31 protein-coding genes are annotated in these 26,795 nt (G+C 29.1%); all 31 read left to right on the plus strand.

The annotated features are described in order from the left end of the window. Window positions 1-64 precede the first annotated feature (64 nt). Window positions 65-427: a four helix bundle protein gene (locus FP421_RS10325; protein WP_159950313.1), complete on the plus strand. Its 363-nt coding sequence runs from the start codon at window positions 65-67 to the stop codon at window positions 425-427. Window positions 428-553: 126 nt separating this feature from the next. Then, complete coding sequence (locus FP421_RS10330; protein ID WP_159951090.1) at window positions 554-1,837, plus strand: nucleotide sugar dehydrogenase; 1,284 nt, start codon at window positions 554-556, stop codon at window positions 1,835-1,837. 4 nt (window positions 1,838-1,841) lie between these two features. Then, complete coding sequence (locus FP421_RS10335; RefSeq protein WP_159950315.1) at window positions 1,842-2,789, plus strand: Gfo/Idh/MocA family protein; 948 nt, start codon at window positions 1,842-1,844, stop codon at window positions 2,787-2,789. 280 nt (window positions 2,790-3,069) lie between these two features. Beyond that, window positions 3,070-3,201 (plus strand): hypothetical protein, encoded by a 132-nt coding sequence (locus FP421_RS15270; RefSeq protein WP_262885956.1) that lies wholly within the window; start codon window positions 3,070-3,072, stop codon window positions 3,199-3,201. A 99-nt stretch (window positions 3,202-3,300) separates the two neighbouring features. Continuing rightward, entirely contained in the window at window positions 3,301-3,747 is a 447-nt protein-coding gene (locus FP421_RS10340; protein WP_236548098.1) for an adenylyltransferase/cytidyltransferase family protein, read from the plus strand. Between the two features lie 4 nt (window positions 3,748-3,751). Beyond that, entirely contained in the window at window positions 3,752-4,174 is a 423-nt protein-coding gene (locus tag FP421_RS10345) for an adenylyltransferase/cytidyltransferase family protein (protein WP_159950317.1), read from the plus strand. Between the two features lie 10 nt (window positions 4,175-4,184). Beyond that, window positions 4,185-5,507, plus strand: coding sequence for a UDP-glucose dehydrogenase family protein (locus FP421_RS10350; protein WP_159950320.1), 1,323 nt, complete (start codon window positions 4,185-4,187; stop codon window positions 5,505-5,507). A gap of 6 nt (window positions 5,508-5,513) precedes the next feature. Next, window positions 5,514-6,473 carry a GDP-L-fucose synthase family protein gene (locus tag FP421_RS10355; RefSeq protein ID WP_201288832.1) on the plus strand — a complete coding sequence of 320 codons (960 nt, stop codon included), beginning with the start codon at window positions 5,514-5,516 and terminating at the stop codon, window positions 6,471-6,473. A 7-nt stretch (window positions 6,474-6,480) separates the two neighbouring features. After that, window positions 6,481-7,608, plus strand: coding sequence for a GDP-mannose 4,6-dehydratase (gmd, locus tag FP421_RS10360; RefSeq protein WP_159950323.1), 1,128 nt, complete (start codon window positions 6,481-6,483; stop codon window positions 7,606-7,608). A 52-nt stretch (window positions 7,609-7,660) separates the two neighbouring features. After that, window positions 7,661-8,329 carry an acylneuraminate cytidylyltransferase family protein gene (locus FP421_RS10365; protein WP_159950325.1) on the plus strand — a complete coding sequence of 223 codons (669 nt, stop codon included), beginning with the start codon at window positions 7,661-7,663 and terminating at the stop codon, window positions 8,327-8,329. Then, on the plus strand, window positions 8,326-8,787 hold the full coding sequence (locus FP421_RS10370; protein WP_159950327.1) for a YhcH/YjgK/YiaL family protein: 462 nt from the start codon (window positions 8,326-8,328) through the stop codon (window positions 8,785-8,787). The genes FP421_RS10365 and FP421_RS10370 overlap by 4 nt, the downstream gene beginning before the upstream one ends. Continuing rightward, on the plus strand, window positions 8,768-9,553 hold the full coding sequence (locus tag FP421_RS10375; RefSeq protein WP_159950330.1) for an HpcH/HpaI aldolase family protein: 786 nt from the start codon (window positions 8,768-8,770) through the stop codon (window positions 9,551-9,553). Before FP421_RS10370 ends, FP421_RS10375 begins: the two co-directional genes overlap by 20 nt. A 9-nt stretch (window positions 9,554-9,562) precedes the next feature. After that, on the plus strand, window positions 9,563-10,447 hold the full coding sequence (locus FP421_RS10380) for an NAD-dependent epimerase/dehydratase family protein (protein WP_159950333.1): 885 nt from the start codon (window positions 9,563-9,565) through the stop codon (window positions 10,445-10,447). Continuing rightward, window positions 10,441-11,133 carry a 6-phosphogluconolactonase gene (gene pgl, locus FP421_RS10385; protein ID WP_159950335.1) on the plus strand — a complete coding sequence of 231 codons (693 nt, stop codon included), beginning with the start codon at window positions 10,441-10,443 and terminating at the stop codon, window positions 11,131-11,133. Before FP421_RS10380 ends, pgl begins: the two co-directional genes overlap by 7 nt. 8 nt (window positions 11,134-11,141) lie before the next feature. Next, complete coding sequence (locus FP421_RS10390; RefSeq protein WP_159950337.1) at window positions 11,142-11,792, plus strand: HAD family hydrolase; 651 nt, start codon at window positions 11,142-11,144, stop codon at window positions 11,790-11,792. Continuing rightward, entirely contained in the window at window positions 11,785-12,894 is a 1,110-nt protein-coding gene (locus tag FP421_RS10395) for a hypothetical protein (protein ID WP_159950340.1), read from the plus strand. Before FP421_RS10390 ends, FP421_RS10395 begins: the two co-directional genes overlap by 8 nt. Before the next feature lie 5 nt (window positions 12,895-12,899). Then, complete coding sequence (locus FP421_RS10400; protein WP_159950343.1) at window positions 12,900-13,832, plus strand: NAD(P)-dependent oxidoreductase; 933 nt, start codon at window positions 12,900-12,902, stop codon at window positions 13,830-13,832. 4 nt (window positions 13,833-13,836) lie between these two features. Beyond that, complete coding sequence (locus FP421_RS10405) at window positions 13,837-15,279, plus strand: polysaccharide biosynthesis protein (RefSeq protein ID WP_159950345.1); 1,443 nt, start codon at window positions 13,837-13,839, stop codon at window positions 15,277-15,279. A 2-nt stretch (window positions 15,280-15,281) separates the two neighbouring features. Continuing rightward, the gene (locus tag FP421_RS10410) at window positions 15,282-16,085 is read left to right on the plus strand and encodes a 6-hydroxymethylpterin diphosphokinase MptE-like protein (RefSeq protein ID WP_159950347.1); all 804 of its coding nucleotides are present in this window, start codon (window positions 15,282-15,284) and stop codon (window positions 16,083-16,085) included. Continuing rightward, window positions 16,078-17,061 carry a hypothetical protein gene (locus FP421_RS10415; protein WP_159950350.1) on the plus strand — a complete coding sequence of 328 codons (984 nt, stop codon included), beginning with the start codon at window positions 16,078-16,080 and terminating at the stop codon, window positions 17,059-17,061. The genes FP421_RS10410 and FP421_RS10415 overlap by 8 nt, the downstream gene beginning before the upstream one ends. A 563-nt stretch (window positions 17,062-17,624) precedes the next feature. Beyond that, on the plus strand, window positions 17,625-18,284 hold the full coding sequence (locus FP421_RS10420; protein ID WP_159950352.1) for an O-antigen ligase family protein: 660 nt from the start codon (window positions 17,625-17,627) through the stop codon (window positions 18,282-18,284). Then, entirely contained in the window at window positions 18,274-19,077 is an 804-nt protein-coding gene (locus tag FP421_RS10425; protein ID WP_159950354.1) for a 6-hydroxymethylpterin diphosphokinase MptE-like protein, read from the plus strand. The genes FP421_RS10420 and FP421_RS10425 overlap by 11 nt, the downstream gene beginning before the upstream one ends. 6 nt (window positions 19,078-19,083) lie before the next feature. Then, window positions 19,084-19,806, plus strand: a complete 723-nt coding sequence (locus FP421_RS10430) for a WecB/TagA/CpsF family glycosyltransferase (protein ID WP_159950356.1) — start codon at window positions 19,084-19,086, stop codon at window positions 19,804-19,806. A gap of 185 nt (window positions 19,807-19,991) precedes the next feature. Continuing rightward, window positions 19,992-20,210 carry an acyl carrier protein gene (locus tag FP421_RS10435; protein ID WP_159950358.1) on the plus strand — a complete coding sequence of 73 codons (219 nt, stop codon included), beginning with the start codon at window positions 19,992-19,994 and terminating at the stop codon, window positions 20,208-20,210. A gap of 1 nt (window position 20,211) precedes the next feature. Then, window positions 20,212-20,973: an SDR family NAD(P)-dependent oxidoreductase gene (locus FP421_RS10440; RefSeq protein WP_159950360.1), complete on the plus strand. Its 762-nt coding sequence runs from the start codon at window positions 20,212-20,214 to the stop codon at window positions 20,971-20,973. 8 nt (window positions 20,974-20,981) lie between these two features. Further along, a complete protein-coding gene (locus FP421_RS10445; protein ID WP_159950362.1) occupies window positions 20,982-21,983 on the plus strand; it encodes a ketoacyl-ACP synthase III in 1,002 nt (333 codons plus the stop codon). A gap of 4 nt (window positions 21,984-21,987) precedes the next feature. Beyond that, window positions 21,988-22,950, plus strand: a complete 963-nt coding sequence (locus FP421_RS10450) for a hypothetical protein (protein WP_159950364.1) — start codon at window positions 21,988-21,990, stop codon at window positions 22,948-22,950. Further along, a complete protein-coding gene (locus FP421_RS10455; RefSeq protein ID WP_159950366.1) occupies window positions 22,950-23,798 on the plus strand; it encodes a polysaccharide deacetylase family protein in 849 nt (282 codons plus the stop codon). Before FP421_RS10450 ends, FP421_RS10455 begins: the two co-directional genes overlap by 1 nt. A gap of 3 nt (window positions 23,799-23,801) precedes the next feature. Continuing rightward, window positions 23,802-24,716, plus strand: a complete 915-nt coding sequence (locus FP421_RS10460) for an NAD-dependent epimerase/dehydratase family protein (protein WP_201288833.1) — start codon at window positions 23,802-23,804, stop codon at window positions 24,714-24,716. A gap of 3 nt (window positions 24,717-24,719) precedes the next feature. Continuing rightward, a complete protein-coding gene (locus tag FP421_RS10465; RefSeq protein ID WP_159950368.1) occupies window positions 24,720-25,676 on the plus strand; it encodes an MraY family glycosyltransferase in 957 nt (318 codons plus the stop codon). 3 nt (window positions 25,677-25,679) lie between these two features. Beyond that, on the plus strand, window positions 25,680-26,783 hold the full coding sequence (locus tag FP421_RS10470) for a DegT/DnrJ/EryC1/StrS family aminotransferase (protein ID WP_159950370.1): 1,104 nt from the start codon (window positions 25,680-25,682) through the stop codon (window positions 26,781-26,783). Window positions 26,784-26,795: the final 12 nt, after the last annotated feature.

A 26,795-nucleotide genomic window follows, 5' to 3' on the forward strand; every position in this document is an offset into this window, starting at 1 on the left:
GATTATGAAATAGGTAATGGTGGTTAGGGAATAGGAAATAGGAATTAGGTAATAAGGAATAGGGATGAACACACATAAAGATTTATTGGTTTGGCAGAGAGCAATTGATTTTGTGACTCAAGTTTATAAATTAACAATTGAGTTTCCGAATCATGAAATGTATGGATTGACAAGTCAATTAAGAAGAGCTTCAATTTCAATACCTTCTAATATTGCAGAAGGAGCTGCAAGAAAAATAGATAAAGAATTTGTACGTTTTTTATATATTGCAAGAGCTTCAGCTGCAGAAGTAGAAACCCAGTTCATTATCTCAGAAAACCTTGGGTATGTATTATCAGATAAAAGTAAGTTAAAAAAAGAGTTATTAAGTATTTCTAAAATGCTAACAGCATTGATTCAAAAAATAAATAAACGAATAAAAGTGTAGTGGTTGCAAGTTGAGGTTTTTAGGGTTTGCTTACAGCATATCCTAATCCCCAATTCCTAATCTCTTAAGTAATATAGTTACATGAACAAAGAAGATGTTTTTAATTTTAAATCCTCAATTCCTAATTTGGAAAATGTGAAGATTGCTATCATAGGTTTGGGGTATGTTGGCTTGCCATTGGCGAGGTTGTTTGCGACTAAATATCCAGTTGTTGGATTTGATGTAAATGAAACCCGAATTAACGAGTTGAAAAAGGGTCAAGATAAAACTCTAGAGGTTGAAGAGTCTGTTTTAAAAGATGTTATAGTAGAAGAGAGTCCAAGCAATTTAGGGTTGTTTTTTTCGTCAGAAATAACAGCTTTAAAAGACTGTAATTTTTATGTTGTTACTGTGCCTACGCCAGTAGATAAAAACAACAGGCCTGTGTTAATTCCCTTAATTAAGGCTAGTGAAACAGTTGGAGCAGTATTAAAAAAAGAAGATATTGTAGTTTACGAATCTACAGTGTATCCTGGAGCAACAGAAGAAGATTGTGTGCCGGTTTTAGAAGAAAAATCGGGTTTAAAATTTAATTCTGATTTTTTTGTGGGATATTCACCCGAAAGAATCAACCCTGGAGATAAAAAACATACCGTAGAAAAAATTTTAAAAATAACATCAGGTTCAACTTTAGAAATCAGTAAAAAAGTGGATGCAGTTTATGCTTCTGTAATTACAGCAGGTACCCATTTAGCGCCTACGATTAAAGTAGCTGAAGCAGCAAAAGTCATAGAAAATTCACAAAGAGATATCAATATAGCTTTTGTAAATGAATTGGCTAAGATATTTGGTTTGATGGATATCAATACCAGTGATGTTTTAAAAGCTGCTGGGACTAAATGGAATTTTCTTCCGTTTAAACCAGGTTTGGTAGGCGGACATTGTATTGGGGTAGATCCTTATTATTTAGCTCAAAAAGCACAAGAGTATGATTATCATCCAGAAATAATTTTAGCAGGTAGAAGAGTAAATGACGGAATGGGGAAATACGTTGCGTCAGAAGTTGCAAAATTGATGATTCAAAATGATGTAGAAGTAAAGGGTGCAGAAATTCTAATTTTAGGAATTACATTCAAAGAGAATTGTCCAGATGTTAGAAATACCAAAGCTGTTGATGTGGTCAATGAATTGAAAGAATATGGGGCAAACTTAACGATTTATGATCCACATGCAAATCCAGTTGAAGTTAAAGCAGAATATAATTTAGAATCTGTAAATCAATTACCAAATAAAAAATTTGATGGAATTGTTTTAGCTGTTGCGCATAAAGAATTTCAATTTTTAAATTATTCAGACTTAAAGAAAAATAAATCTGTCTTGTATGATGTTAAGAATTTTTTGGATTCTAAAATTGTAGATAAAACACTTTAATAAAATGAAGAAATTTGCATTAATAGGCGCTGCAGGTTACATTGCGCCAAGACATTTAAAGGCCATCAAAGAAACAGGAAATGACTTGATAGTTGCCTTAGATAAATTTGATAGTGTTGGGGTTATGGATTCTTATTTTCCAAACGCAGACTTTTTTGTAGAATTTGAGCGATTTGATAGGCATATCGAAAAATTAAAAAGGAATCAGATTCATTTAGATTATGTGAGTATTTGTACACCAAACTATTTGCATGATGCGCATATTAGAATGGCATTAAGAAGAGGGGCAGATGCAATTTGTGAAAAGCCTCTAGTTTTAAATCCTTGGAATTTAGACGCGCTAAAAAGCATCGAAAAAGAATCTGGGAATAGCATCAATACCATACTTCAGTTACGGTTGCATCCAAGTATTATTGCGCTTAAAAACAAAGTAGAATCAGAATTAAAGTCAAAAAAAACAAAATACGAAATAGATTTAACTTATATCACCTCAAGAGGTAGGTGGTATGATATTTCTTGGAAAGGAGATCAGAGTAAATCAGGTGGTGTGGCCACAAATATTGGTGTGCATTTTTACGATATGTTATCCTGGATTTTTGGGGATGTGCAACAAAGTTTTGTACATCTTAGAGAAAAAGACAGAGCTGCAGGTTATTTAGAATTTGAAAATGCTAGAGTGCGTTGGTTTTTATCAATTGATAGTAATGACTTACCTAAAGAAGTAAAAGAAAAGAAGCAACGAACATTTCGTTCTATTACCATAGACAATGACCAATTAGAATTTAGTAGTGGTTTTACAGATTTACATACAGAAAGCTACAAAGGCATATTAGAAGGAAATGGCTTTGGTTTAGACGATGCTGAAACTTCGGTAGGTATTGTTCATGAAATTAGAAATCAGATTTTAACAAATTTAGGAGAACAACACCCTTTTGTAAACGCTAATATTTAGAAGGCTTTTTTAGGAGATTTCTCCATTTCACGTCATTACGAACAACGTAAAATAGTCTTTAGTAAATGCTGTCAGTTCGAATGATTCCGATTTTTCACCGGGATTGTATCGAGAACTAATTTAAGTTAACATTAGTGCGCTTTTTTTTAGGTATGCTTTCTTTTGCTGGAATAATAAGTCTGTTACAAAGAGATTTCTTCATTTCACGTCCTTATGAACAACATGAAGCAATCTATTTATTTGGACGAGATTTCTCCATTTCGCTTTCGCTACAGTCGAAATGACATTTAAACTAATTTTGGTCATTGCGAACAACATGAAGCAATCTGTAGCTGTAGATGATATGGATGAGACTTCTCTATTTCAGGTTCCTCTCTCTCAAAAGAATACAAAAACCTCTTCTGAATTATAACATAGCATCAAAATAAAAAAACACATAAGTAATCCTTTCCTTAAAATTAAGTGGACATCCTTTTCTATTTCATAAATTACGCTATATTTGCATAAATTAATGAAAGAAAAGAAAACATCTCCCATGGAAAAAGCAATTATTGTTTCCGGGTATTTCAACCCAATTCACAAAGGACATTTAGAGTATTTTAACAACGCAAAAGCAATGGCAGACAAGCTTTTTGTAATTGTGAATAGTGATTTACAAAGAAAGTTAAAAGGGTCTAAAGAGTTTCAAGATGAAAATGAACGATTGTTTATTGTACAGAACATTAAAGCTGTAGACAAAGCATTTATTTCTATAGATAAAGACAGAACTGTTTGTGCATCTATTCGAAAAATACATGCTGATTTTAGCAAAGAGTATCAAATTGGATTTGCAAATGGTGGCGATCAGGATAACAATTCTATTCCAGAGGTGCCTGTTTGTAAAGAATTAGGAATTGAACTCATCGATGGTTTAGGCGATAAAGTGCAATCTTCTTCTTGGTTGTTGAAAAAAATCTAGAGAAATGAAAATAGGAATTACTTTTAGTGCTTTTGACTTGTTTCATGCAGGACATGTAAAGATGTTAGAAGATGCAAAACAGCAATGCGATTACTTAATTTGCGGTTTGCAGACAGACCCTACCTTGGATCGTCCAGAAAAAAACAGACCCATTCAATCGGTTGTAGAAAGATACATTCAATTAAAAGGCTGTAAGTACGTAGATGAAGTTGTCCCTTACGCAACAGAACAAGATCTAGAAGACGTGTTACGATCTTTTAAAATTGATGTTAGAATCGTTGGTGAAGAATATAGAAATAAAGATTTTACAGGTAGAAAATACTGTGAAGAAAGTGGGGTGAAGTTATTTTACAATAAAAGAGAACATCGTTTTTCGAGCAGTGGTTTACGAAAAGAAGTGCAAGAAAAAGAAAATGTAAAAAAGTAATTAGATATTTATGAATATAGCTGTCATTGGCTCAGGCTATGTAGGTTTAGTTTCAGGTACATGTTTTGCTGAAATGGGAAACCATGTGACATGTGTAGATATCGATCCTGTTAAAATTGAAAAGTTAAACAAAGGTATTATTCCGATTTTTGAACCAGGTTTAGAATCCATGGTGTTAAAAAATGTAAAAAACAAAAATTTATTTTTTACAACAAAACTTTCAGATGCAATTTTAAATGCTAAAATAGTTTTTATCGCTGTGGGTACTCCAATGGGAGGTGATGGTACTGCAGATTTACAATACGTTTTAGCTGTTGCGAGTTCAATAGGAGAATCAATGAGTAAAGAATTAGTCGTTGTTGATAAATCTACAGTTCCTATTGGAACAGCGGATAAAGTAAGGGATACTATTCAACAAAAATTAAACAATAGAAACGTTGATGCAAAATTTCATGTTGTCTCTAATCCAGAATTTTTAAAAGAAGGAGTAGCTATAGATGATTTTATGAAACCAGATAGAGTTGTAATAGGGGCGGACTCTGAATATGCTTTTGATTTAATGAAACAATTGTATTCGCCTTTTTTTAGAACACATGATCGTTTTATAACGATGGATATTCGTTCAGCAGAAATGACAAAATATGCTGCAAACGCAATGTTAGCAACTAAGATCTCTTTTATGAATGAAATTGCTAACATTTGTGAAAGGGTTGGTGCAGATGCAAATCAAGTAAGAATAGGGATTGGTTCTGATAAAAGAATTGGATATAGTTTTATTTATCCTGGAGCTGGTTATGGAGGTTCTTGTCTTCCAAAAGATATAAAAGCATTAAAGAAAATTGCAGAAGAATATGGTTATAAAGCAAATTTAATTACATCTGTTGAAGATGTAAATGATTCCCAAAAATTAGTAATCGCGCAAAAAATTGTCAAACGCTTTGGAGAAGATTTGTCTGGTTTTACTTTTGCTTTATGGGGTTTAGCCTTTAAGCCAGGAACTGATGACATGCGAGAAGCTCCTGCAATATACATTGTCAAAGAATTGACCAAAAGAGGGGCTAAGGTAAAAGCCTATGATCCAAAAGCAATAGAAGAAGCTAAAGAATGTTATTTAAAAGATGTAGAAAATATATCATATTTTGAAACTAAATATGAGGTTTTAAAAGATGCTGATGCATTGATTTTATTAACAGAATGGAAAGAATTCCGATCTCCAGATTTTGAGGAGATTAAATCGCAATTAGTTTCTCCAATTATTTTTGATGGAAGAAATCAATACAATGCTTTTAATTTAGAAGCTAAGAGCTTTGAATATTATCAAATAGGAAAATAATTTATAATGAAGAAAGATTTAAAAATTTATATTGCAGGACACAGAGGTATGGTGGGCTCTGCAGTATGGAGAGCTTTAGAGGATAAGGGTTGCACCAATTTAATAGGTAAGACCAGTAAAGAATTGGATTTAAGAAATCAACAAGAAGTTGTTAATTTTTATAAAAATGAAAATCCAGATGTTGTTATTGACGCAGCTGCAAGAGTTGGTGGTATTTTAGCTAATAATGATTTTCCATATCAATTTTTGATGGAGAACATGCAAATTCAAAATAATTTAATAGATGGTGCACTAAAAGCTGGAATAGAAAAATTTATTTTTTTAGGAAGCTCGTGCATTTATCCTAAACTAGCTCCTCAACCATTAAAAGAGGAATATTTATTAACAGATACTTTAGAGCCAACTAACGAATGGTATGCCATTGCTAAGATAACAGGAGTAAAAACTTGTCAAGCGATTAGAAAACAATTTAATAAAGATTATGTTAGCCTAATGCCTACAAATTTGTACGGCTATTTTGATAATTTTGATTTACAGACATCACATGTTTTGCCAGCTATGATTCGTAAATTTCATGAAGCAAAACTAAAGAACAATGAGCCTGTCGAATTGTGGGGTAGTGGAACTCCAATGCGTGAGTTTTTATTTGTAGATGATCTAGCAGAAGCGGTGGTTTATGCTTTAGAAAATGAATTGCCAGAGTATTTATACAACGTTGGTACAGGAAAAGACATTACTATCAAAGAATTGGCACAGACCATTCAAAAAGTTATAGGTCATAAAGGAAATATTGTTTGGGACTCCGAAAAACCAGATGGTACACCAAGAAAATTGATGGATGTCTCAAAAATGAAGAATATGGGTTGGGAATATTCAACTGAATTACAAGAAGGAATAGAAAAAACCTATTCATGGTTTTTGGAAAATATTAAAAATATAAAAGAAGTAAAATTAGAAGTTAATTAAACTAAATATGAAAGTAGCATTAATTACGGGAATTACAGGACAGGATGGTTCTTATTTAGCAGAATTGCTATTAGAAAAAGGATATATGGTTCATGGAATTAAGAGAAGATCATCTCTATTCAATACTGATAGAATTGACCATTTGTATCAAGACCCTCACAATCCTAATCAAAGATTAAAATTACATTATGGAGATTTAACAGACTCTATGAATTTAACGCGTATTATTCAAGAATGTCAACCAGACGAAATTTATAATTTAGGCGCAATGTCACATGTTAAGGTTTCTTTTGATATGCCAGAATACGTAGGTAATGTTGATGGATTAGGTACGCTAAGGATATTAGAAGCAGTTAGGCTTTTAGGTCTTGCAAATAAAACTAGAATCTATCAAGCTTCTACTTCAGAGTTGTTTGGGGGTTTGCCTGAAAATAAAAATGAAAGGGGTTTTTATGATGAAAATTCTCCATTATATCCTCGTTCACCATATGGGGTAGCTAAAATATATGGGTTTTGGATTACTAAAAACTACCGTGAAGCATATGAGATGTTTGCCTGTAATGGTCTCTTATTCAATCACGAGTCACCAAGAAGAGGTGAGACATTTGTGACCAGGAAAATTACTAGAGCGGTAGCAAAAATTGCATTAGGCTTACAAGATAAAATTTATTTAGGAAATTTAGAGGCTAAACGTGACTGGGGACATGCGAAGGATTATGTTCGTATGATGTGGATGATTTTACAAGCTGACAAAGCAGAAGATTGGGTAATCGCAACAGGAGTAACTACTACAGTTCGTGATTTTGTTCGTATGGCTTTTAGTGAAGTTGGAATTGAATTAGAATTCAAAGGGAAAGGTGTTGAAGAGAAGGCATTTGTTAAAGCTTGTAACAATAAAGAGTTTCAAGTTAAAATAGGTAAAGAAATTTTATCTATAGATCCTTCTTACTTTCGTCCAACAGAAGTTGATTTATTATTAGGAGATCCTACAAAAGCAAAAGAAAAGTTAGGTTGGGTTCCTGAATATGATTTAGTAGATTTAGTAAAAGATATGATGGAAAGCGATGTGAAGTTAATGAAAAAAGATGTTGACTTATTGAAAGCTGGTCATCAAATTTTAAAACAAGTAGAGTAATTGAAAACTAATTTTTTTTAATATAAATTTTATTCATTAAAATAAAAATACAATGAAAATAGTAGCATTGATGCCGATGAAAGGAACATCAGAGCGAGTACCACATAAAAATTTGAAAAGTTTTAATGGAAAACCATTATACCATATAGTGATGGAAACCTTGTTCAAGTCTAAATATATCAATGAGGTTGTTGTAAACACTGATGGGGAGAAGTTAAAAAAGGACATTTTAACTTGCTTTGATAATAAAGTGACAATAATTGATCGTAATCAGGCAATTAGAGGAAATTATGTGTCAATGAATAAAATAATTGAGCATGATATACATGCTGTAAAAGCTGATATTTATATTCAAACACATAGTACAAACCCTTTACTAAAGACAGAAACTTTAGATGCAGCTATTGAAAAAATGATGGAGCTTTTAGAAATTGATGAGAATGCATCTGTCTTTTCAGTTTCTAAAACACAAAAAAGATTTTATAATCAAGATGCTACTCCTATGAATCACGACCCTAAAATGCTGGTGACACAGCATTTAGATCCTATTTATGAAGAAAATTCCTGTTTTTACATATTCACTAAACATTCATTTATGAATAATGATAGTAGAATTGGAACTTTACCTTATATGTTCGAAGTAGATAAGATAGAATCTACAGACATAGATGAACCTGAAGATTTTATTATAGCTGAAGCATTACACAAATTATTACGATGATATTTGACAAAATAGACAATAGAGCACTTTATTTTAAAGGAGAAATTTTTGATGAGGTTTTTAATCAGTTAAAAAGTTACACATTTGAAACTCCAAATGGAGTTTACAAAAACCATAAAGATTTTTATTTTAAAGTAATGTCGTATGAAACAAAGCTAGTATCTAACATTACAGAATCTCATAGAAAAGAAGTTGATGTTCAAATACTTTTATCAGGTAAAGAGGGGATTAAAATCTTTAATAATAAAGATGTGAAAATTAGTCAAATGTATGATGAAAAAACAGACTGCCAGTTTTACATACCCACTCATAATGCAGTTTCACAGATAACTTTAATACCTGGATATATGGCAGTTTTTTTTCCTGAAGATATTCATAATCCCCAATTTGCAGTTAATAGTAAAATAGATAAATTAAAAAAAATCGTAATAAAAATAGATGAAAAACTTTTCTCATAAACATAGTCCTCTTAAACGAAAATTACAAGATAAAGAGGTTTCAATAGGTTCTTGGTTAACGATCCCTCATCAGGCAGTGATAGAAATATTAAGTACAGCGGGTTTTGAATGGCTTACCATAGATATGGAGCATTCACCAATTAGTATTGAAACAATCATGAACCTAATAGGTCATATACAAGGAAATAACATGCAGGCGTTAGTAAGAGTTTCCAAAAATGAAGAAGTCCCTATAAAAAGGGTTTTGGATGCTGGGGCTGATGGTGTTATTGTGCCTATGATACGTAATAAAGAAGAGGCAGAACAAGCAGTAAATTTTGTAAAATATCCCCCATTGGGTAAAAGAGGAGTAGGTTTAAATAGAGCTCAGAAATATGGCACTGCATTTGATACATATCAAGAGTGGGTAAAGGATGAAGTGGTTGTAATTGCACAAATTGAGCATATTGATTCGGTTAATAATTTAGAAGAAATATTTTCTGTAAATGGAATTGACGGAATTATTGTAGGACCTTATGATTTGTCTGCTTCTATGGGTTATCCAGGTGAATATGATAGAAAGGAAGTAAAAGAAGCTTTAGAAAGAGTGGATGAAATTACAAAGAAGTTAAATAAACCTCTAGGTTTTCATGTAATTGATTCTGGTTATGAAAAAACGTTAGAAAAAATAAGTAAAGGGTATTCTTTTTTGGCTTTTAGTTTAGATTTTTTCTTTTTAGGAGATAAAGCAAGAGAAGAAATGAAAAAACTGAAAGAGAAATTATAAAAATCAATTATGAAAAAGGTTTTAGTTTTTGGAGGTTTTGGTTTTTTAGGGTATTATTTAGTTAAAGAGCTTTTATCAAGAGATTTTCAAGTCACTGTTGCTGATATTAAAGACAATATAGAATTGAAAAATGATGTAACATACCTTTACTGTGATATTTCTTCGAAAGATAATGTAGTAGAGGTTTTTGATAGTAATAAGTTTGATATTGTATACAATCTTGCAGGTTTTGCAAACTTAGACTTTGCTATTAAAGAACCCCTAAAGACAATGCAGCTTAACATCATTAGTAATATGTATATTCTAGATTTATGTGTAAAGTACAAAATCGACAAATTTATTTATGCCAGTAGTGCTTATGCAATGAGCAATAAAGGTTCATTTTATGGAATTAGTAAATTGGCTTCGGAAAAAATTATTGAAGAATACAATCAAAAATATGATCTAAATTTCGTAATTTTAAGATATGGATCAGTTTATTCAGAAAAATCATACGATAATAATTATATCTATAATCTTGTAAAGAAAGCTGTCTATGATGGCGTTATCAATCATAGTGGAGATGGAAACGAAATTAGAGAATATATTCATGCAGGTGACGCTGCTAAATTGTCTGTAGATGTTATAGAATCTAACGAATTTAATAATACACATGCTGTTTTAACTGGTACAGAAAGAATGAAGCGCTCTGAATTGTTTGATATGATAAATGAAATTTTAAATAATAACTTAGAAATTAATTACAGTAACAACTCCTATTCTAAAAACCATTATAAATTTACACCTTATTCTTTTTCACCATCTTTAAGTCGTAAATTAGTTGCCAACCCTCATATAGATATGGGGCAAGGGTTATTAGAATGTATAAGAGCCGTATATCATAAAAAATGGTAGAAAAGAATTTACATTACTTTAATGCAGAAACATTTGTTGAAAGTACGATTAAGTTAATTGTTGAAAAATTTCAATTAATAATTTCTAGCAAACAAAAGGTTAATATTGCATTATCTGGAGGGACTACTCCCATTCCAATTTTAAAAGAATTAGCAAAATATGATTTAAATTGGAGTCAATTTAATTTTTTTTTGGTAGATGAAAGGTGTGTCCCAATTAATGAAAGAGAAAGTAATTTTGGAAACATTAATAAAGTTTTTTTTAGTAAAATTAAAGCTAATTCCTTTTCTGTTGTAAAAGAAAATAAAACTTATGAAGAATGTTCAATAGCTTATGAAAATTTAATAAAAGAAAAAGTTGAAATTACGAAAAATGGGTTTCCAATATTTGATTTAATTTTTTTAGGTATGGGAACTGATGGTCATACAGCGTCTTTGTTTCCAGAAACTAAAGGGTTAAATGAAAAAAACAAAATTGTTTTCTTAAACAAAGTGCCTCAATTAAATACTTCAAGAATAACTTTTAGTTATCCTTTACTTTTCAATGCAAAGGAAATTATTGTTTTAGTATCTGGTGAAGGCAAAGATGAAATTATTAAAGAAATTTATAGCAATTCATCAAATAAATATCCTATTAGTGTTATAGCTTATCAACATAAAAATTTAAAATGGTACATTTCTAAATAAAAAAAAATATGAAAAAAAAATATTTACTTTTTGACTTTGATGGAGTTTTAGCTGAATCAGTAGACATTAAAACAGAGGCGTTTAGGGAAATGTATATGTCATATGGAGAAGAATTTGCGCAAAGAGTTGTAGATTTTCATGTTGCCAATGGAGGAGTATCAAGGTATGAAAAATTTAAAATTTTTAACGGTCATTGGTTAGGAGAAGAAATAACCACTCAAAAAATTGATGACTTAGCAAATATATTTAGTAATCTAGTGGTAGATGGTGTAGTAAATGCTGAAGAAGTAAAAGGAGCAAAAGAATTCTTAGATTCTTCATCTGAGTACATCAAATTTATTATTACAGGAACCCCAACTGTTGAGATTAAACCTATTTTAACAAAGAGAGGAATGAATCATTACTTTAAAGAAGCTTTTGGTTCTCCTCAAAAAAAAGGATTTTGGGTAAAATATATATTAAAAACGGAAAACATAAAGCCAGATGAATGTGTCTTTATAGGAGATGCTTTGGCGGACTATAATGCTGCAACAGAAAATAATATTGATTTTATTTTAAGGGAAACAGATTTGGCTGCTAACCTCTTTAAAGATTATAAGGGATATGCTCTTAAAGATATGACTGGTATGCATGCGTTGTTAAACAAAATGAATGGATGATTTTTTCTTGAAATTTATTTTTATTCTGCTGATACTCCTTTCTGTTCCATACGGGTGTAAAAGTTATACTAAAAATATTAATGCTTCCAATATAAAAAAATCAAAAAAAATAATTAAAAATAATTATGTACTTTCCTCACGTTTTTTTCATCCAAGAAATAGCAAAGACCCGCATAGCACTATAAATACAATTGCTAAGTTGAATCCTAAACGAATAGATTGGATTTATTATAGTTCTAAAAAGGTGCTTAAATTATATCAACATTATAAATTGCCATATAGCTTAGCTTTAAATCCTCAAACCCCGGACTCTTTAGGTTATACGACACGCCCTTTTAGAATTATAGAATTTACTGGTGATCTATATAAAGCGCCATGGATGAAAAAGTGGAAAATAAAAAACCCACATTGGGGTTGTGTAAATAATCCTAAATTCAATAAAGTGTTTTTAGCGAAAGCGTTATATTTGTGCTCTCTAAAACCTTACGCCTTGTTTGTCGATGACGCACTTTTTAATGCTCGTTTAAAATTAGATAAAAAGATTGGATGTTTTTGTAAACATTGTAAACTTTCTTTTAATAAAAAGTATAAAACTTTTTCAGTTTTTGAAAAAAACTTAGACTCTATTAAACTAATGTTGTCAAAAGAACAAATAAAGTACGCTAAAAAGTCTAAGCATCTTAGGGGTTTTATTTCAAAATATGAAGAACATCAAGAAGAGTCTGTCGTGCTATTTTTAGAACGATGGAAAGCTGAAGTAAAAAAAAAATATCATAAAGTAAGATTTTTAACAAATAATTATAATGGAAAATGGAACCCAATTTATAAGGTTTTTGACGGAGGTATAGCTGAATTGGATGAGAAGTATATAAATGTAAAAGATTTAGATAGCATATATGCTATCGCAGACAGTTTAAATAAAAGTCAATTGTTTTCAATAGCGAGTTCCAATTATGAAATTCAAAAGAGTTTATTAAAATATAATGCTAAGAATAACAGAGAATCTTTATATCCTTGGGATATTTTTATTTCAGGTAAGAAAAGATATTATATGCCAATAGATAGTATATTAAAAATTAAAAAAGAATTAAAAAAGAACTAAATATTATGAAAATATTATTAACATCCACTTCATTTCAAGACACACCAGGTGCACATCACGATTTATTACATAGTAGAGGTTATGAGATAGACACTTTAAGAGGGCCTATAATGGAAGATGAACTAATGGCAGTTATTCAAGATTATGATGCTGTTATTTGTGGGGATGATGAGTATACAGAGGCTGTCTTAACAAAAGGGAAAGCAGGTAAATTAAAATTCTTATCAAAATACGGAGTTGGTTTAGATCGTATTGACCTAAAAGCAGCTGAAAAATTAGCTATTCCAGTACGTAATGTTCCTGGAGTAAATCAAGTATCGGTCTCAGAACACGTTTTAGCTTTATTATTTACTTTTGAGAAGAACGTACATTTGCAATACAATTCTACAAAAGCAGGTAGTTGGAAACGTTGGGTTGGTAATGAAATACAAGGACGTACCATTGGTATTATAGGTTTAGGATCTGTTGGTAAGGAGTTAGTTAAAAAATCTATAGCACTAGGAATGGAAGTGATAGGTTTTGATTTGTATAAAAACGATGAATTTATTGCTTCTAATCCTAAAATGAAATTTACAGAGAATATTATTGATATATATATAAATGCAGATATTATTAGTTTACATATTCCTCACACACCACAAACTGAAAAAATTATTAATGCCGAGGTGATAAATTATAAACTTAAGAAAAAACCAATAATTGTGAATACATCTAGGGGTATGTTAATAGATGTAGATGATGTAATTAGTGGTTTGACTGATGGTAAAATAAGAGGTTATCTAACAGATGTATTAGCTCAGGAACCAATGGAGGAAGAAGAGAAGTTAAAAGGTTTGGATAATGTTATTATTACCCCTCATGTTGGTTCAAGAACTTATCAGAGTGTAGTAAGGCAAGGAACAAAGGCTGTTCAAAATTTATTTGATTTGATTGATTAAAATAATGAGTTACTTTAAAAGGTTATATGATTCTCCAACTTTTATGACTTGGTTTAGCTTTTCAGCTAAATCTTTAAGTATTTTGGTTGTCTTACCTTTGATTTTATCGAGTTTTTCAAAAAGTGAAATTTCTCTTTGGTATCTTTTTAATATATTGTTTGGTTTCCAGATACTAGCTGATTTAGGTTTTGGAAATACTTTTTCTAGAATTATTTCCTATTCAATGGTAGGCTTAGATAATATTGATAGTATTGGTTTAAACAAGTTAGAGCAAAATAATTTAAAAAAACCTAATTGGGATTTAATTGTTACTCTAAAAAAAGAAATGGGTAAGATTTTTTTTATAATAGCAATAGTTTTTATTTCTATTATAACCCTTATATCTATATTATTTTTGGATGAACCTATTGAAAGATTAGATAATTCTGAATCTGGATATATTCTTTTGAGCTTAATTTTATTTGTTTTATTTATAAAGGTTTACAGCAGAAGGTATATTTCTTTTATCACTGGTGTAAATAAAGTAGCCCTTTTAAGAAGATGGGAGGGGTTTATAATTTATTTACAAATAATTTCTAGTATATTAATTTTAATAACAACATCAAATTTTTATTATTTAGTAATCAACAATCAGGTTTGGGTTCTTGTTGGAGTTGCAAATACATATTTTCTTCAGAAAAGAATTTTAAAAAGTCATAATATATACAGTTATAATGAAAATATTAACTTAATTAAAATACCAAAAAAAAGTTTTATTAATCATGTTTTTATGCCAGCCATTAAAAGTGGAATTGGAACCTTATCTTCATATGGATTAAATCAGTTTAGTTCATTTTTATTAATTGATTTTTTAGTTGAAGATGATTTGGTTATATATCTTATTTGTTTTAGGTTTATTTCTATAATTAGTGAATTTTCTAGGGCTCCTTTCTATGCTAAGATACCTTATTTCAATCAGCAATATCATTCAAATACAAATGAAAATTTATTAAAAATAGTAAAAGTTAATATAAATACTTCAATTTTATTAGCTGTAATTTGTTGTTTGTTAATACTATTATTTGGAGATTTTTCATTAGAATTGATAAGAAGTAAAGTAAAACACTTAGACTATTTATTATGGTTCTTGCTATCATTAAATTTAATTTTTGAGAGATTAGGAGCAATGCATTTTCAGTTACATTCATTATCAAATAAAGTAGTTTGGCATAAGGCTAATCTAATTTATGGAGTAATTTTTATTACAGTAATCCTATTGTCTATAAAAGAATACGGAATGTACAGCATACCAATAGCTATGTTAACGGGTAATGTCTGTTATTATACTTTTACTGCAATAAAGACCACTTTTAAGGAGTTTTCTTACAATATATTAAGGTTTCACTACAAAATAATACTTTATATCATTATACTTGCATCTATTAACTTAATATTTTTATTAAAATAATTATGAATTACCTTAAACAAATAAAATTACCTCAAAAACTAGATATCTATAGGATGTCTTTAGGTTTTATAAAGAACAAGTTAAAGTGGGATTTAACAAAAGAAGCCAGACAAAGTAAAAAAGAACTAAGTGCTTTAAAAGATAAATATAAAGGAAAGAAATTAGTTTTATTATGCAATGGACCTAGTTTGAATCATGTAGATTTTGATGAACTTAAAAAAAGTAATGTTTTTACAATAGGTCTTAATAAAATTAATCTTTTATTTGATAGTACTGATTATAGGCCAGATTTAATTGTGTCAGTTAATAAGTTGGTTATTGAGCAAAATCAATTGTTTTTTAACAATACTAATATATTAACTATATTAGACAGCTCTGCTAAAGGTAAAATTAAAAAAAGAAAGAATGTTAATTTTATTCACTCTTTACCATTTCAACTAAAGTTTGCAGCAGACGTCACTGGGTCAGTTTGTCAGGGTTATACAGTTACGTATGTCGCTCTCCAAATAGCTTATCATCTTGGTTTTGAAAAAGTGGCACTTGTTGGATGTGATCATAATTTTGCAACTAAAGGTTCTTCCAATATGACAGTAACTTCTGGCAAAGTAGATCCAAACCATTTTTCTTCAAAATATTTTAGTGATGGTGCAAAATGGCAGCTACCTGACTTATTAGGTTCAGAGATGCATTATAAAATGGCAAAAGAATATTATGAAGCTAATGATAGAGAAATAGTAAATTGTACTAGTGGGGGGAAATTAGAGATATATAGAAGAATGCAATTAAGAGATTTTTTGAATGAATAATAAAGTAGCTTATTGTTTTTCAGCTAATAGGATTTGTCATCACGATGATTACTTTTTATTGTTAAGTAAATACATTTCAATTAAAAATATAAAGAGTAAGAAAAAAAAAATAGCCATATTATTATCCAAAAAAAAAGTGGTTTTTTTAGATATTGATAGTTTAGACTTGATTTTTTTTCCAATTATTATGTTGAGATCATTATGGGGTGGTAAAGGCTTAGCAATTAGTGTTAGAACTGAGTATCTTTTAGAAGAACGAACTTTTAAGGAATTTATTTTTCATAGGCGTAGATTAATCTACATAAAATCTATGGTAAAAAGGATTCTTTTTTATCTTATAAGAAAAAAATCATCAACGAACATAGTTTCAATACATAAAGGTCATAAACAATCAAAAAAATTAAAAAAATATGTAAACTCGTTTATTTATGATCCTCAATTGTGGGACTTAGCAATATTAAATTTAGCTAAAGTAAAGCCTATTGAGTTAAGGAAAACAACTTTTCAAATTAATGAAAAAACAATTCTGGTTGCTGGGAGATTTGATAAGCAAAGGTCTAAATTTGAATTATTAGAATATTTATCCAGTAAACCAAGAGAAAACTTTATAATTGCAGGTAAAATTGATGACTCTGATATGGATATATTGAGAGAGTATGCAAACTGTCTATTAATCAATAGATATGTTTCTAATGAAGAGCTTATGTATCTTTATGATGTAGTTGGTAATGTTTATTGTTTCTACTCTAACGATAGACCTTCTGGTTTTTTTGGAAGGGCATTACAATTTAATAAAAATGTTATTGTTAGAAAGAATAGGTTTCTCCATAAAATGTTTAATAATTACAAGAACTTAATACCGATTGTTAACCTTTCAGAGCTTAATTCAGTTGAATTTAATTCAATTGAAAATAACTCTGGAAATTCCTTATTTGATGACTCTGAGGAATTTAAGAATATGTTAGAGCAGTTATGAGGTTTGTTTTAGCTTTTTTAACAATTTTCATGCTGAATTTAGGTTATATGCAAATTCCTCAACCTATTTATTTTGGTTTAATTCTAGGGTATGGTTTTTTTTCTCTAGTTTTTTTTATTAAAGATAAAAATCAACTAAACTTTATTTTAAGAAATAATCTTATTTTCTTTATTTTCTTTATAATAATAATTTCTTACTTAAAAACTAATAATCCAAATACATCAATACGGGTTGTGATGTTAGATATTTTAAATTGGATATTTTGTTTTTTTTATTTTTCTAATTTTATTTTGTTTTCAATTAAAAAAGGTTTTAATCCTTTTATATTAGTGGCATATTCTATAATTGTATTCATTATTTTAAACCTTTTAGTCTCTCTAGTTTATAATAGAAATGAATCAAGTATTGAAAATTTAATATTTAAATTAATAACAGGTATAACAATTAATAAACAAATTTTTTCTATTGGTCCCCTGTCTGCAAATCATTCAGCTATTTTTATAGCTATGTTAAGTCCATTTATACTTTTGGTTAAGAAGAAAAAAGTTAAATGGTTATCTATTTTGGCAACATTTATAGCTTTAATCCTTTTAGATAATAGAATGTCAATTCTATCAATAATTCTTTCAGTATCTTTGTTTTTTAGTTTAAACAAGGTAAAACTTTCTTTTGTTACTAAAATTATTGCTATTATAATACCATCTTTTGTAATGATATTAATGGTAGTTCTACCTCTTTTAGCATTTACATCAGATCTAGAAATGTTTTCAAGGAATTCTGAAGAAATAATGACTGCTAATTCTAGAACATTAATTTGGGCATCAATAATTGAAGTAATTTCAACTTTAAATATGCAAACTTTTTTTGGTTCTGGCGATTATGGCAATTTAGTTCATTCAACTTCTTCAGACTATTTATCTTTATTTGTAAATTTTGAAGATTCTTCTGTTAAATCGTCTCACAATACATATTTACAAATTATTTTAGATAAAGGATATTTTACATTATTGCTGTTTTATGTCTTTTTATTAAAGTTTTTAAATAAACTTTTTAAAATGAAAAATGAAAAAAATACTCAACTCTTTATTATTTCTGTAATAATTTTTCTTTTGTCAGGAACAACTGAAGTACTGTTTGGTTCATATTATTTTCCTATAACATTTTACCTTTTAGTAATGGCAGTATATATTAATAATAAAAAAAATAATATTTATGAGAATTAGATTAAACGAAATAAATCTTAACAGGATTTATAAAGCTATATTAAGAAGATTTAAATCTATTCCTCATAGGTTTTTATGGAGTTTAAATAAAAATATGAGAAAGGAAAGAATGGGGTCATTTAAAAATAAATATGAGGGGGAAAGATGTATATTGGTGGCTAATGGACCTAGTTTAAAAAAAATGAATTTATCTTTCTTGAAAGATGAAATTTCATTTGGTTTAAATAGAATATACCTGGCTTATGATGATATGGGATTTAAAAATGATTACTTAGTAAGTATAAATAGTTTAGTTCTTTCTCAATTTTGTAAAGAAATAGAAAACTTAAATATGCCAAAATTTCTAAATTGGGAGAGTAGAAAGTTTTTCAACAAAAAAAATACCAATACAAACTTTATTTATAGAAGATTTTTTGGTAAGAAATTTGGAAAAAATCCGATAGATAGTTTAAATCCTGCAGCTACTGTTACATATGCTGCTTTACAAATAATATATTTTATGGGGTTTAAAGAAGTGTTAATTATTGGAATGGATCATAACTTTAGCACAAAACAAAGTAATACACCAAATAAATTAGAAATAAGAGATGAGGAGGAGGATGTAAATCATTTTCACCCAAATTATTTTCCTAAAGGTTCAAAATGGGAAACACCAGACTTAACTTCATCTGAGTATTTTTATAGAATCGCGAGAAAAGAATTTGAAAAGGATAATAGAAGAATATTTGATTGTACAGTTGAAGGTAAGTGTCAAGTATTTGAGAAGGGAGATATAAAGGATTTTTTATCTTAAATTATTATGAAAAAGTACTTCAATATAAATTTCGAGTTTAATCATCAAAAATTAGAAGAAATAGTTGAACAGACAGCAAACAATAAAAAAGGGTATTGTTGCTTTATAGATTTGAATTCTTTGGTTCACGCATATAAGAATGAAGATTTTATGGAAGTATTAAATAATGCATTTGTAAATTCTTGTGATGGAAGCTATATTGCTATGTCAGCATCTAAAATTCATAAAGAAAATTTAAAACAGTATATTGGTCCAGAATTTTTTGAGAAATTTATTTTCAAACCAGGTAAACATGTTATTTTAGGAAGCACACCTAGAGTTTACAAAAAGATAATTGAAAGAGTAGAATTAGAAGGTGGAGATAAAAATAAACTTAGTTATTTGGAGTTGCCTTTTAAAGCTGTAAACGAATTTGATTACATAAGTATATCTGACACTATTAATACTATTGAACCAAATTATATCTGGGTTTCACTAGGTGCGCCAAAACAAGAGTATTTTATGAGTAAGTTGTTGCCTTTTATCAATAAAGGGGTTTTATTAGGGGTTGGTGCAGCTATAAACTATTTTTCTGGAGAAATAAAAAATATTCCTACTTGGGTAAAAAAAATGAACCTAGTTTGGGTATTTAGAGCAGTTAATGAACCTAAAAAACAATTAAAAAGAATACCGGTTGCCTTATCTGTATTGCCGAAGATTTTAAAAGATGAAAAAGAAAAACTAAAATGACAAATTATAAATCATAATAGTTAGTGAATTCAAATTCTAAAAATTAATTTAGTTTTTAATTATTTCATTAAATTATTGAGTTTATTTTTATATTTTAGTACTTAGTAATTTGCCTTTTGTTATGAAGGGTTTCAAATAAAAAAAAGTAAATTAGAAATTAACAACAAAACATATAAAAATATATTATGGAAAAAAAATTTATAGAAAATTTTAAAAATATTTTAGATGAAGAACCTAACTTTAAATTAGAAGTGAGTTCTAAATTTAGAGATCTAGATGAATGGGATTCATTAACAGCACTTTCTTTAATTGCAATGCTTGATGAAGAGTATAATGTAACTGTAACTGGTGATCAAGTTAAGGATATGGAAACTATCGAAGATGTAATTAAATTAATTAAATAAATTGGCAAACGTTAAATCTCCTTTTAGTCTATTTGGTAAAAAGATTCTTGTTACTGGGGCTTCTTCAGGAATAGGTAAACAAATTGCTGTTAGTATAGTAAATCAAGGAGGGTATGTATATATAACAGGTAGAAATATTAAAAATCTAAATTTACTTAAAAATCAACTGGGTAATAACAATTGTAAAGTCTTTGCAGTTGATTTGACAGAATTTGAGGCCATGATTAAAATGGTTAAAGAAATTGATTACATAGATGGTTTAGTTCATTCAGCAGGTCTTATTTCGATGTCTCCTTACAAGTTTATTAAAGAAGAGGCTATTTCTAGAATTTTTTCAATTAACTATGAAGCACCATTGAAATTAACCACTAATTTGTTGAAGCTAAAAAAGATTAAAAATAGTAGTTCTATTGTTTTTATAAGCTCTATAAATGGTAGTTGTATTGGCGCTAAAGGCTTTACTCTTTATTCATCGAGTAAAGGAGCTATTTCTGGACTTGTTAAATCTTTAAGTGTAGATTTAGCTAAAAGTAAAATTCGAGTTAATGAAATTGCCCCAGGGATGATTGTAACTGAAGGTGTCAAATCTATTGAGGACAGTGTGTCTAAGGCTTCAATTAATGAAGATATGAAAAAATATCCTTTAGGAGGGTATGGAGTTCCCGAAGATGTAGCCAATGGTTGTGTTTATTTATTGTCAAATGCAAGTAGTTGGGTTACAGGTATTAAGTTAGTTATCGATGGGGGATTTACAGTATTATAAAATAAAACATGGCTTATATTAATTCAATATCATATTATTTACCTAAAAAGGAACTATCTAATCAAGATCTTTCAAATCAATTTCCAGAGTGGAATGTTGAAAAAATTAGCTCAAAAACAGGGATATCAAAACGTTATATTGCCGCAAAAGATGAATTTGCATCTGATATGGCTGTTAAAGCATCTAGATTACTTTTTGAAAAAGAAAAAATTGATATTAATAAAATCGATTTTTTAATTTATTGTACACAGAGCCCTGATTATTTAATACCTACAACAGCTTGTATTATACAAGATAGATTAGGTTTAAATAAAGTCGGAGCCTTTGATTTTAATTTGGGATGTTCAGGGTATATTTATGGACTTTCAATAGCTAAAGGTCTAATTGCTGCTAATGTAGCGAAAAACATACTTTTTATTACTTCAGAAACTTATTCTAAGTTTATTAATGATAAAGATAAAAGTAATAGAACTATTTTCGGAGATGCTGCATCTGCAACATTAATTACAAAAGAAAAGGGACTTTGTAAAATTGGAGATTTCGAATTAGGTTCTGATGGCAGTGGAGCTGAAAACTTAATTGTTAGAGGTAGTGGGGTTAAAGGAACAGTAAATTCAAATACTAATGAAAAAACTGATGACTTTGGAAATACGCACACAGATAATGATTTATACATGAATGGTCCTGAGATTTTTAATTTTACAGGAGCATCAGTTCCAAATTTAATTAATTCATACCTAGCCAAAATAGAATTAAGTAAAGATGATGTTGATTTGTTTATTTTTCATCAGGCAAATAAGTTTATGCTAAATTATCTTAGGAAAAAATCAAAAATTCCCTTAGATAAGTTTGTGTTGGAAATTGAAAACTCTGGTAACACTGTTTCATCAACTATACCAATAGCTCTACATGATACCTTAAAGAAATCAAAAATTAAAAAAAATGATAAGGTTTTATTAGCAGGTTTTGGAGTAGGGTATTCTTGGGGTACTACTTTGCTATATTTTTAGAATTATGGCGTATAAAATAATATCAAAATATTCTAATGAATTATCTATAGCTGAATGGTTAGAAATTAAAGATTCTTTTAACACAGTATTTGAAAAAGATTTTGATTTAAATTATTTTGAAAATAAATATCAACTTAATCCTTTGGGTTTTTCATGTCATGGAATTTTATATTGTGATAATCTTATTGTAGGTTCATTTACTGTAATTCCTAGAAAATATATTTTTTTTGGTGAAAGCAAAATTATTGGTTTAGGTTGTGATGCTTACATTTTAAAAAAACATAGGATTAATGAGTTTTTTTTAAAAGAAATGTCAGATAGTGTAGTTTCAAGAATGTCTGAATTCAATGTCGATACTTTTATATCTTTACCAAACCCTAATGCATATAAATATTGGAAAATTCTAGGGAAATGGAAAGATATAGGTGTTCTTGATTATTATATTTATCCGGTTAATATGAGTAAATTGATTTTAGGAAAATCTTTTTTAAAACATTTAAGTTTTTTTGTCTCATATATTGCCTCATTTTTTTTCAGACTAGTTTATTGTAAATCAAAAAAAACATCGAAAAGTAATATTTCAATTGAAGTTGACGATCAAGTTAAAAGTGAAAGATTTTGTTTAGATTCATATGAATATTTATCACTTGGCAATAGCAATTGGGCTTTTTATAGAATTTACGAAGAAGATAATGTAAAGGTTGCATACATTATTTACGTTACTGAACAATCCAAAAAATATATATCAAAAGCTATTTTTAAATTGATATCTCAATCTGGTTTAAAAATAGATATGATTCTCTATATTGGGAATTTAAAAAATAAACCAATTAATTTGTATAAAGTTCCTAAAAGTAAAGAACCTAGAAGAATGAAGTTTATTGGTTTTTCAAGTGTTTCTGATAACCCAGAGTTTTTGAATTTAGATAACTGGGATTTGAGTTTAATTAGCTTTGATAATAGATAATGAATATTTTAACTTTTGATATAGAAGAATGGTTTCATGTTTTTGAAGACCATAATAATGCAGACGTTTCTAATTGGTTGACTTTTGAAAAAAGATTGCCTTATATGTTCGATTCGTTATTAGAATTATTAGCAAAACATGATACAAAAGCCTCCTTTTTCTGTATGGGTTGGATTGTAAGAAGGTATCCAAAAATTATAAAAAAAATTGATGCAAGTGGTTACGAAATTGGGTCACATTCCGATTTACACAAACTAGCGCATACGCAAACTCAAAAAGAGTATTCAGAGGATTTAAAAGCATCAATAAATACTATAGAAGATTTAATTGGCAAAAAAGTAACATCTTATAGGGCGCCTGGATTTTCAATAAACAATACTAATCTTTGGGCTTTTGAAGAGTTAATAGCTAATGGAATAGAGTATGATGCCTCTGTTTTTCCAGTAGAAAGAAAATTTGGGGGGTTTAACGATTTTCCTGAAAACACTCCTTTTAAAATAAAAACAAAATCAGGAGTCTTAAAAGAGTTTCCTATGAATGCTATGAATGTAATGAATAAAAAAGTAGTATTTTCTGGGGGAGGTTTTTTTAGAATACTTCCTAAACCTATTGTAAATAAGTTTGTAAAACAATCAGATTATGTAATGACTTATTTACACCCAAGAGATTTTGATAATAAACAACCATTTAACAATTTATCTTTAAGTAGACATTTAAAAAGTAGAATAGGTACCTCTGGGGCAACTAAAAAACTAGAATATTTAATATCAAATTATAACTTTACAGACATTACAGAAGCATCAAATACAATAGATTGGTATACTAAAAAAACAATTTCTATTTCATAAATTATGAACATCATAACAGGAAACAAAGGCTTCGTAGGGGTCAACTTGACTTCATTTTTTAAAAAAATAGATAAATCAATTTTAGGTATTTCTAGAACTCCTAGCGAAGGTGAAGTTTCTTATCAAGAATTAAATACAGCACTATTTAACAAAGCGAAAAGCTGTATCCATTTAGCAGGAAAAGCGCACGATTTAAAAAAAACATCAGAAGATAAAGAATATTTTGAAGTTAATACTGAGTTAACAAAAACACTTTTCAATCAGTTTTTAGAAAGTGATTGTGAAGTGTTTGTGTATATGAGTTCTGTAAAAGCCGCAGCAGACGCTGTTGAAGGGGGGTTAACAGAAGACACTATTCCAAACCCAGTGACAGTATATGGAAACTCGAAACTAGCAGCGGAAAATTATATCTTGTCCAAAGGGATTCCTGAAGGTAAAAGAGTGTATATCTTAAGACCTTGTATGATTCATGGGCCAAATAATAAAGGAAACTTAAACTTGTTATATAGCTTTGTGTCGAAAGGCATTCCTTATCCTTTTGGGAAATATGAAAATAAAAGATCTTTTGTATCTGTAGAGAATCTATGTTTTGTGATCAATGAATTGATTGAAAATAAAGCGATACCCTCTGGTATTTATAATATTGCAGATGATGCTTCTTTATCTACAACGCATTTGGTTCGTATTATAGGGAAAGTGGTACAAAAACCTGCCAAAATTTTAAATACGCCTAAATTTATAGTTAATACTATAGCAAAGTTAGGTGATGTTTTACCACTCCCAATAAATTCGGAAAGGCTACAAAAATTGACTGAAAATTATGAGGTTTCCAATACCAAAATTAAGAAAGCAATGAAAAAAGAATTACCTTTGACCACAGAAAAAGGAATTGAAATAACCATAGCTTCATTTTTATAAACTATGAAAGAATACTTACTTGTCTTAGTAATTTTAATAATTAGCTCTATAGTGTACTTAAAATTAGCGGTGAAGTATAAGATTATAGACAAACCCAATCAAAGAAGCTCACACACCAAACTCACAGTTAGAGGAGGTGGTATTGTTTTTTCTATTGCCATTTTTTTATTTTTTGTTTTAAATGATTTTCAATACCCGTTTTTTACAATAGGAGTATTCATATTATCAATTGTAAGTTTTCTAGATGATATTTACAGCTTAAGTTCCAAACTTCGATTTTCGATTCAGTTTGTAGGGATATTATTGCTTTTGTATCAAATAGGATTGCCTTTTTTTCCTGTGTACATGTATCTGCTATTCTTATTTGTAGGATTAGGTTTTTTAAATTCCTATAATTTTATGGATGGCATTAATGCGATAACCGGTTTTTACTGTATATCTTCCTTAAGTATTCTGTACCTAATCAATCAACAAGAACAAGTTTTTCATCAAGATTTAACAAGATATGTTTTCTTATCAGTTATTGTGTTTGGTTTTTATAATTTTAGAAAAAAAGCACTTTTTTTTGCAGGAGACATTGGTAGTATTGTCTTAGGATTTTTAACACTCTTTTTAGTCTTTAAATCTATTGTAGATTTAAATGCCCCATTAATGATGCTTTCCGTTTTTATTTATGGTGCAGATGCAGGTTACACAATGTTGTATAGAAAGTTTTTTACTGATGAAAAATGGACAGACCCACATAGACATCATATCTATCAAAAATTGGTTGATGTAAAAAAGATGTCGCATCTTAAAATAGCTGCTTTATATGCTATTGCACAATTAATCTTAAATGTTTTGTTGTTTTTTAGCTACAAGTTGCCTTACAGTACCCAATGGATGCTCTTAATTTCTTCATCTGTGATTTTTATGGGGGTTTATTATGTTCTCTTTCAAAGATTAAAAAAAATAACTTAGTAAATGAGTAAGGTGAGTACAAAAATACCTCTCATTAATAATTCTTTGGAATTTTCAACACAATTTTCTTTTGACAATACCAATATAGAAAGTTTTGAAAGTAGTGTTGAAAACTATCTTGGAGATCATTCCTTTTTTACAGCTTTAAATTCAGGGACATCAGCGATACATCTAGCATTGATTTTATTAGGAGTAAAAGCTAATGATGAGGTAATTTGCCAATCGTTTACATTTGCAGCTTCAGCGTACCCCATTTTATATCAAAAAGCAATACCTGTTTTTGTAGGTAGTGAACTGGAAACTTGGAATATGTGTCCGGAATTATTGAGAGAAGCCATAACTCACCGAATACAACACCATAAAAAACCCAAAGCAATTATTGTAGTACATACCTATGGTATGCCAGCAAAGATGAAAGAAATTATGGCAATTTCTCAAGAATTTGAAATTCCAGTTCTAGAAGATGCAGCAGGTGCATTTGGAGCGATATATGATGGAAAAAAATGTGGAACTATAGGAGATTTTGGTGTTTTTTCTTTCAATAACAATAAAATAATCACCACGTATGGGGGTGGTGGATTAGTTTGTAGAAAAAAATATAAAAAAAACAGAGCACTATTTTATGCTACTCAAGCTAAAGAAAAAGAATCGTATTATGAACATTCAAAAATTGGATACAATTATAGAATGAGTCCAGTAGCTGCCGCTATAGGCCAACAAGAATTAAATAATTTAGAAAAAAAAATCAGAGAAAAGAAAAAAATCAATACGTATTACAGCGAGTTGTTTGATGCAGTGGATGGCGTGGAGCTCCAAAAAGCATCTGGTAATGAGTTTCAATCAAATTTTTGGTTGTCATCACTAGTTGTTCATCAAGACAAGTGTGGCTTTAGCAATACCGTACTAAAAAATCACTTATCAAAATACAACATCGCCTCAAGATATTTATGGAAACCATTACATGTACAAACCATATTTAAAAAATGTTTGTATTTTGGCAATAAAATAGCAGAAGAATTATTTAAAAAAGGAATATCGCTACCCTCTGGGGCAATCCAAAAAAACGAATTGGAAAGAATATCAACTTCAATACAAAAATTATTGTAAATTAGCTTAATA

Source organism: Polaribacter septentrionalilitoris (assembly GCF_009832745.1).
In the GTDB taxonomy this organism is placed as follows: domain Bacteria; phylum Bacteroidota; class Bacteroidia; order Flavobacteriales; family Flavobacteriaceae; genus Polaribacter; species Polaribacter septentrionalilitoris.

What these genes read in the sequence shown, in the direction of transcription:
- FP421_RS10390 (WP_159950337.1), top strand. Translation starts at nt 11,142, where the DNA reads ATGAAAAAAAAATATTTACTTTTTGACTTTGATGGAGTTTTAGCTGAA.
- FP421_RS10405 (WP_159950345.1), top strand. Translation starts at nt 13,837, where the DNA reads ATGAGTTACTTTAAAAGGTTATATGATTCTCCAACTTTTATGACTTGG.
- FP421_RS10430 (WP_159950356.1), top strand. Translation starts at nt 19,084, where the DNA reads ATGAAAAAGTACTTCAATATAAATTTCGAGTTTAATCATCAAAAATTA.
- FP421_RS10395 (WP_159950340.1), top strand. Translation starts at nt 11,785, where the DNA reads ATGGATGATTTTTTCTTGAAATTTATTTTTATTCTGCTGATACTCCTT.
- FP421_RS10340 (WP_236548098.1), top strand. Translation starts at nt 3,301, where the DNA reads ATGAAAGAAAAGAAAACATCTCCCATGGAAAAAGCAATTATTGTTTCC.
- FP421_RS10350 (WP_159950320.1), top strand. Translation starts at nt 4,185, where the DNA reads ATGAATATAGCTGTCATTGGCTCAGGCTATGTAGGTTTAGTTTCAGGT.
- FP421_RS10460 (WP_201288833.1), top strand. Translation starts at nt 23,802, where the DNA reads ATGAACATCATAACAGGAAACAAAGGCTTCGTAGGGGTCAACTTGACT.
- gmd (WP_159950323.1), top strand. Translation starts at nt 6,481, where the DNA reads ATGAAAGTAGCATTAATTACGGGAATTACAGGACAGGATGGTTCTTAT.
- FP421_RS10370 (WP_159950327.1), top strand. Translation starts at nt 8,326, where the DNA reads ATGATATTTGACAAAATAGACAATAGAGCACTTTATTTTAAAGGAGAA.
- FP421_RS10380 (WP_159950333.1), top strand. Translation starts at nt 9,563, where the DNA reads ATGAAAAAGGTTTTAGTTTTTGGAGGTTTTGGTTTTTTAGGGTATTAT.
- FP421_RS10465 (WP_159950368.1), top strand. Translation starts at nt 24,720, where the DNA reads ATGAAAGAATACTTACTTGTCTTAGTAATTTTAATAATTAGCTCTATA.
- FP421_RS10345 (WP_159950317.1), top strand. Translation starts at nt 3,752, where the DNA reads ATGAAAATAGGAATTACTTTTAGTGCTTTTGACTTGTTTCATGCAGGA.
- FP421_RS10455 (WP_159950366.1), top strand. Translation starts at nt 22,950, where the DNA reads ATGAATATTTTAACTTTTGATATAGAAGAATGGTTTCATGTTTTTGAA.
- FP421_RS10425 (WP_159950354.1), top strand. Translation starts at nt 18,274, where the DNA reads ATGAGAATTAGATTAAACGAAATAAATCTTAACAGGATTTATAAAGCT.
- FP421_RS15270 (WP_262885956.1), top strand. Translation starts at nt 3,070, where the DNA reads ATGACATTTAAACTAATTTTGGTCATTGCGAACAACATGAAGCAATCT.
- pgl (WP_159950335.1), top strand. Translation starts at nt 10,441, where the DNA reads ATGGTAGAAAAGAATTTACATTACTTTAATGCAGAAACATTTGTTGAA.
- FP421_RS10415 (WP_159950350.1), top strand. Translation starts at nt 16,078, where the DNA reads ATGAATAATAAAGTAGCTTATTGTTTTTCAGCTAATAGGATTTGTCAT.
- FP421_RS10450 (WP_159950364.1), top strand. Translation starts at nt 21,988, where the DNA reads ATGGCGTATAAAATAATATCAAAATATTCTAATGAATTATCTATAGCT.
- FP421_RS10400 (WP_159950343.1), top strand. Translation starts at nt 12,900, where the DNA reads ATGAAAATATTATTAACATCCACTTCATTTCAAGACACACCAGGTGCA.
- FP421_RS10365 (WP_159950325.1), top strand. Translation starts at nt 7,661, where the DNA reads ATGAAAATAGTAGCATTGATGCCGATGAAAGGAACATCAGAGCGAGTA.
- FP421_RS10410 (WP_159950347.1), top strand. Translation starts at nt 15,282, where the DNA reads ATGAATTACCTTAAACAAATAAAATTACCTCAAAAACTAGATATCTAT.
- FP421_RS10375 (WP_159950330.1), top strand. Translation starts at nt 8,768, where the DNA reads ATGAAAAACTTTTCTCATAAACATAGTCCTCTTAAACGAAAATTACAA.
- FP421_RS10470 (WP_159950370.1), top strand. Translation starts at nt 25,680, where the DNA reads ATGAGTAAGGTGAGTACAAAAATACCTCTCATTAATAATTCTTTGGAA.
- FP421_RS10445 (WP_159950362.1), top strand. Translation starts at nt 20,982, where the DNA reads ATGGCTTATATTAATTCAATATCATATTATTTACCTAAAAAGGAACTA.
- FP421_RS10435 (WP_159950358.1), top strand. Translation starts at nt 19,992, where the DNA reads ATGGAAAAAAAATTTATAGAAAATTTTAAAAATATTTTAGATGAAGAA.
- FP421_RS10325 (WP_159950313.1), top strand. Translation starts at nt 65, where the DNA reads ATGAACACACATAAAGATTTATTGGTTTGGCAGAGAGCAATTGATTTT.
- FP421_RS10335 (WP_159950315.1), top strand. Translation starts at nt 1,842, where the DNA reads ATGAAGAAATTTGCATTAATAGGCGCTGCAGGTTACATTGCGCCAAGA.
- FP421_RS10355 (WP_201288832.1), top strand. Translation starts at nt 5,514, where the DNA reads ATGAAGAAAGATTTAAAAATTTATATTGCAGGACACAGAGGTATGGTG.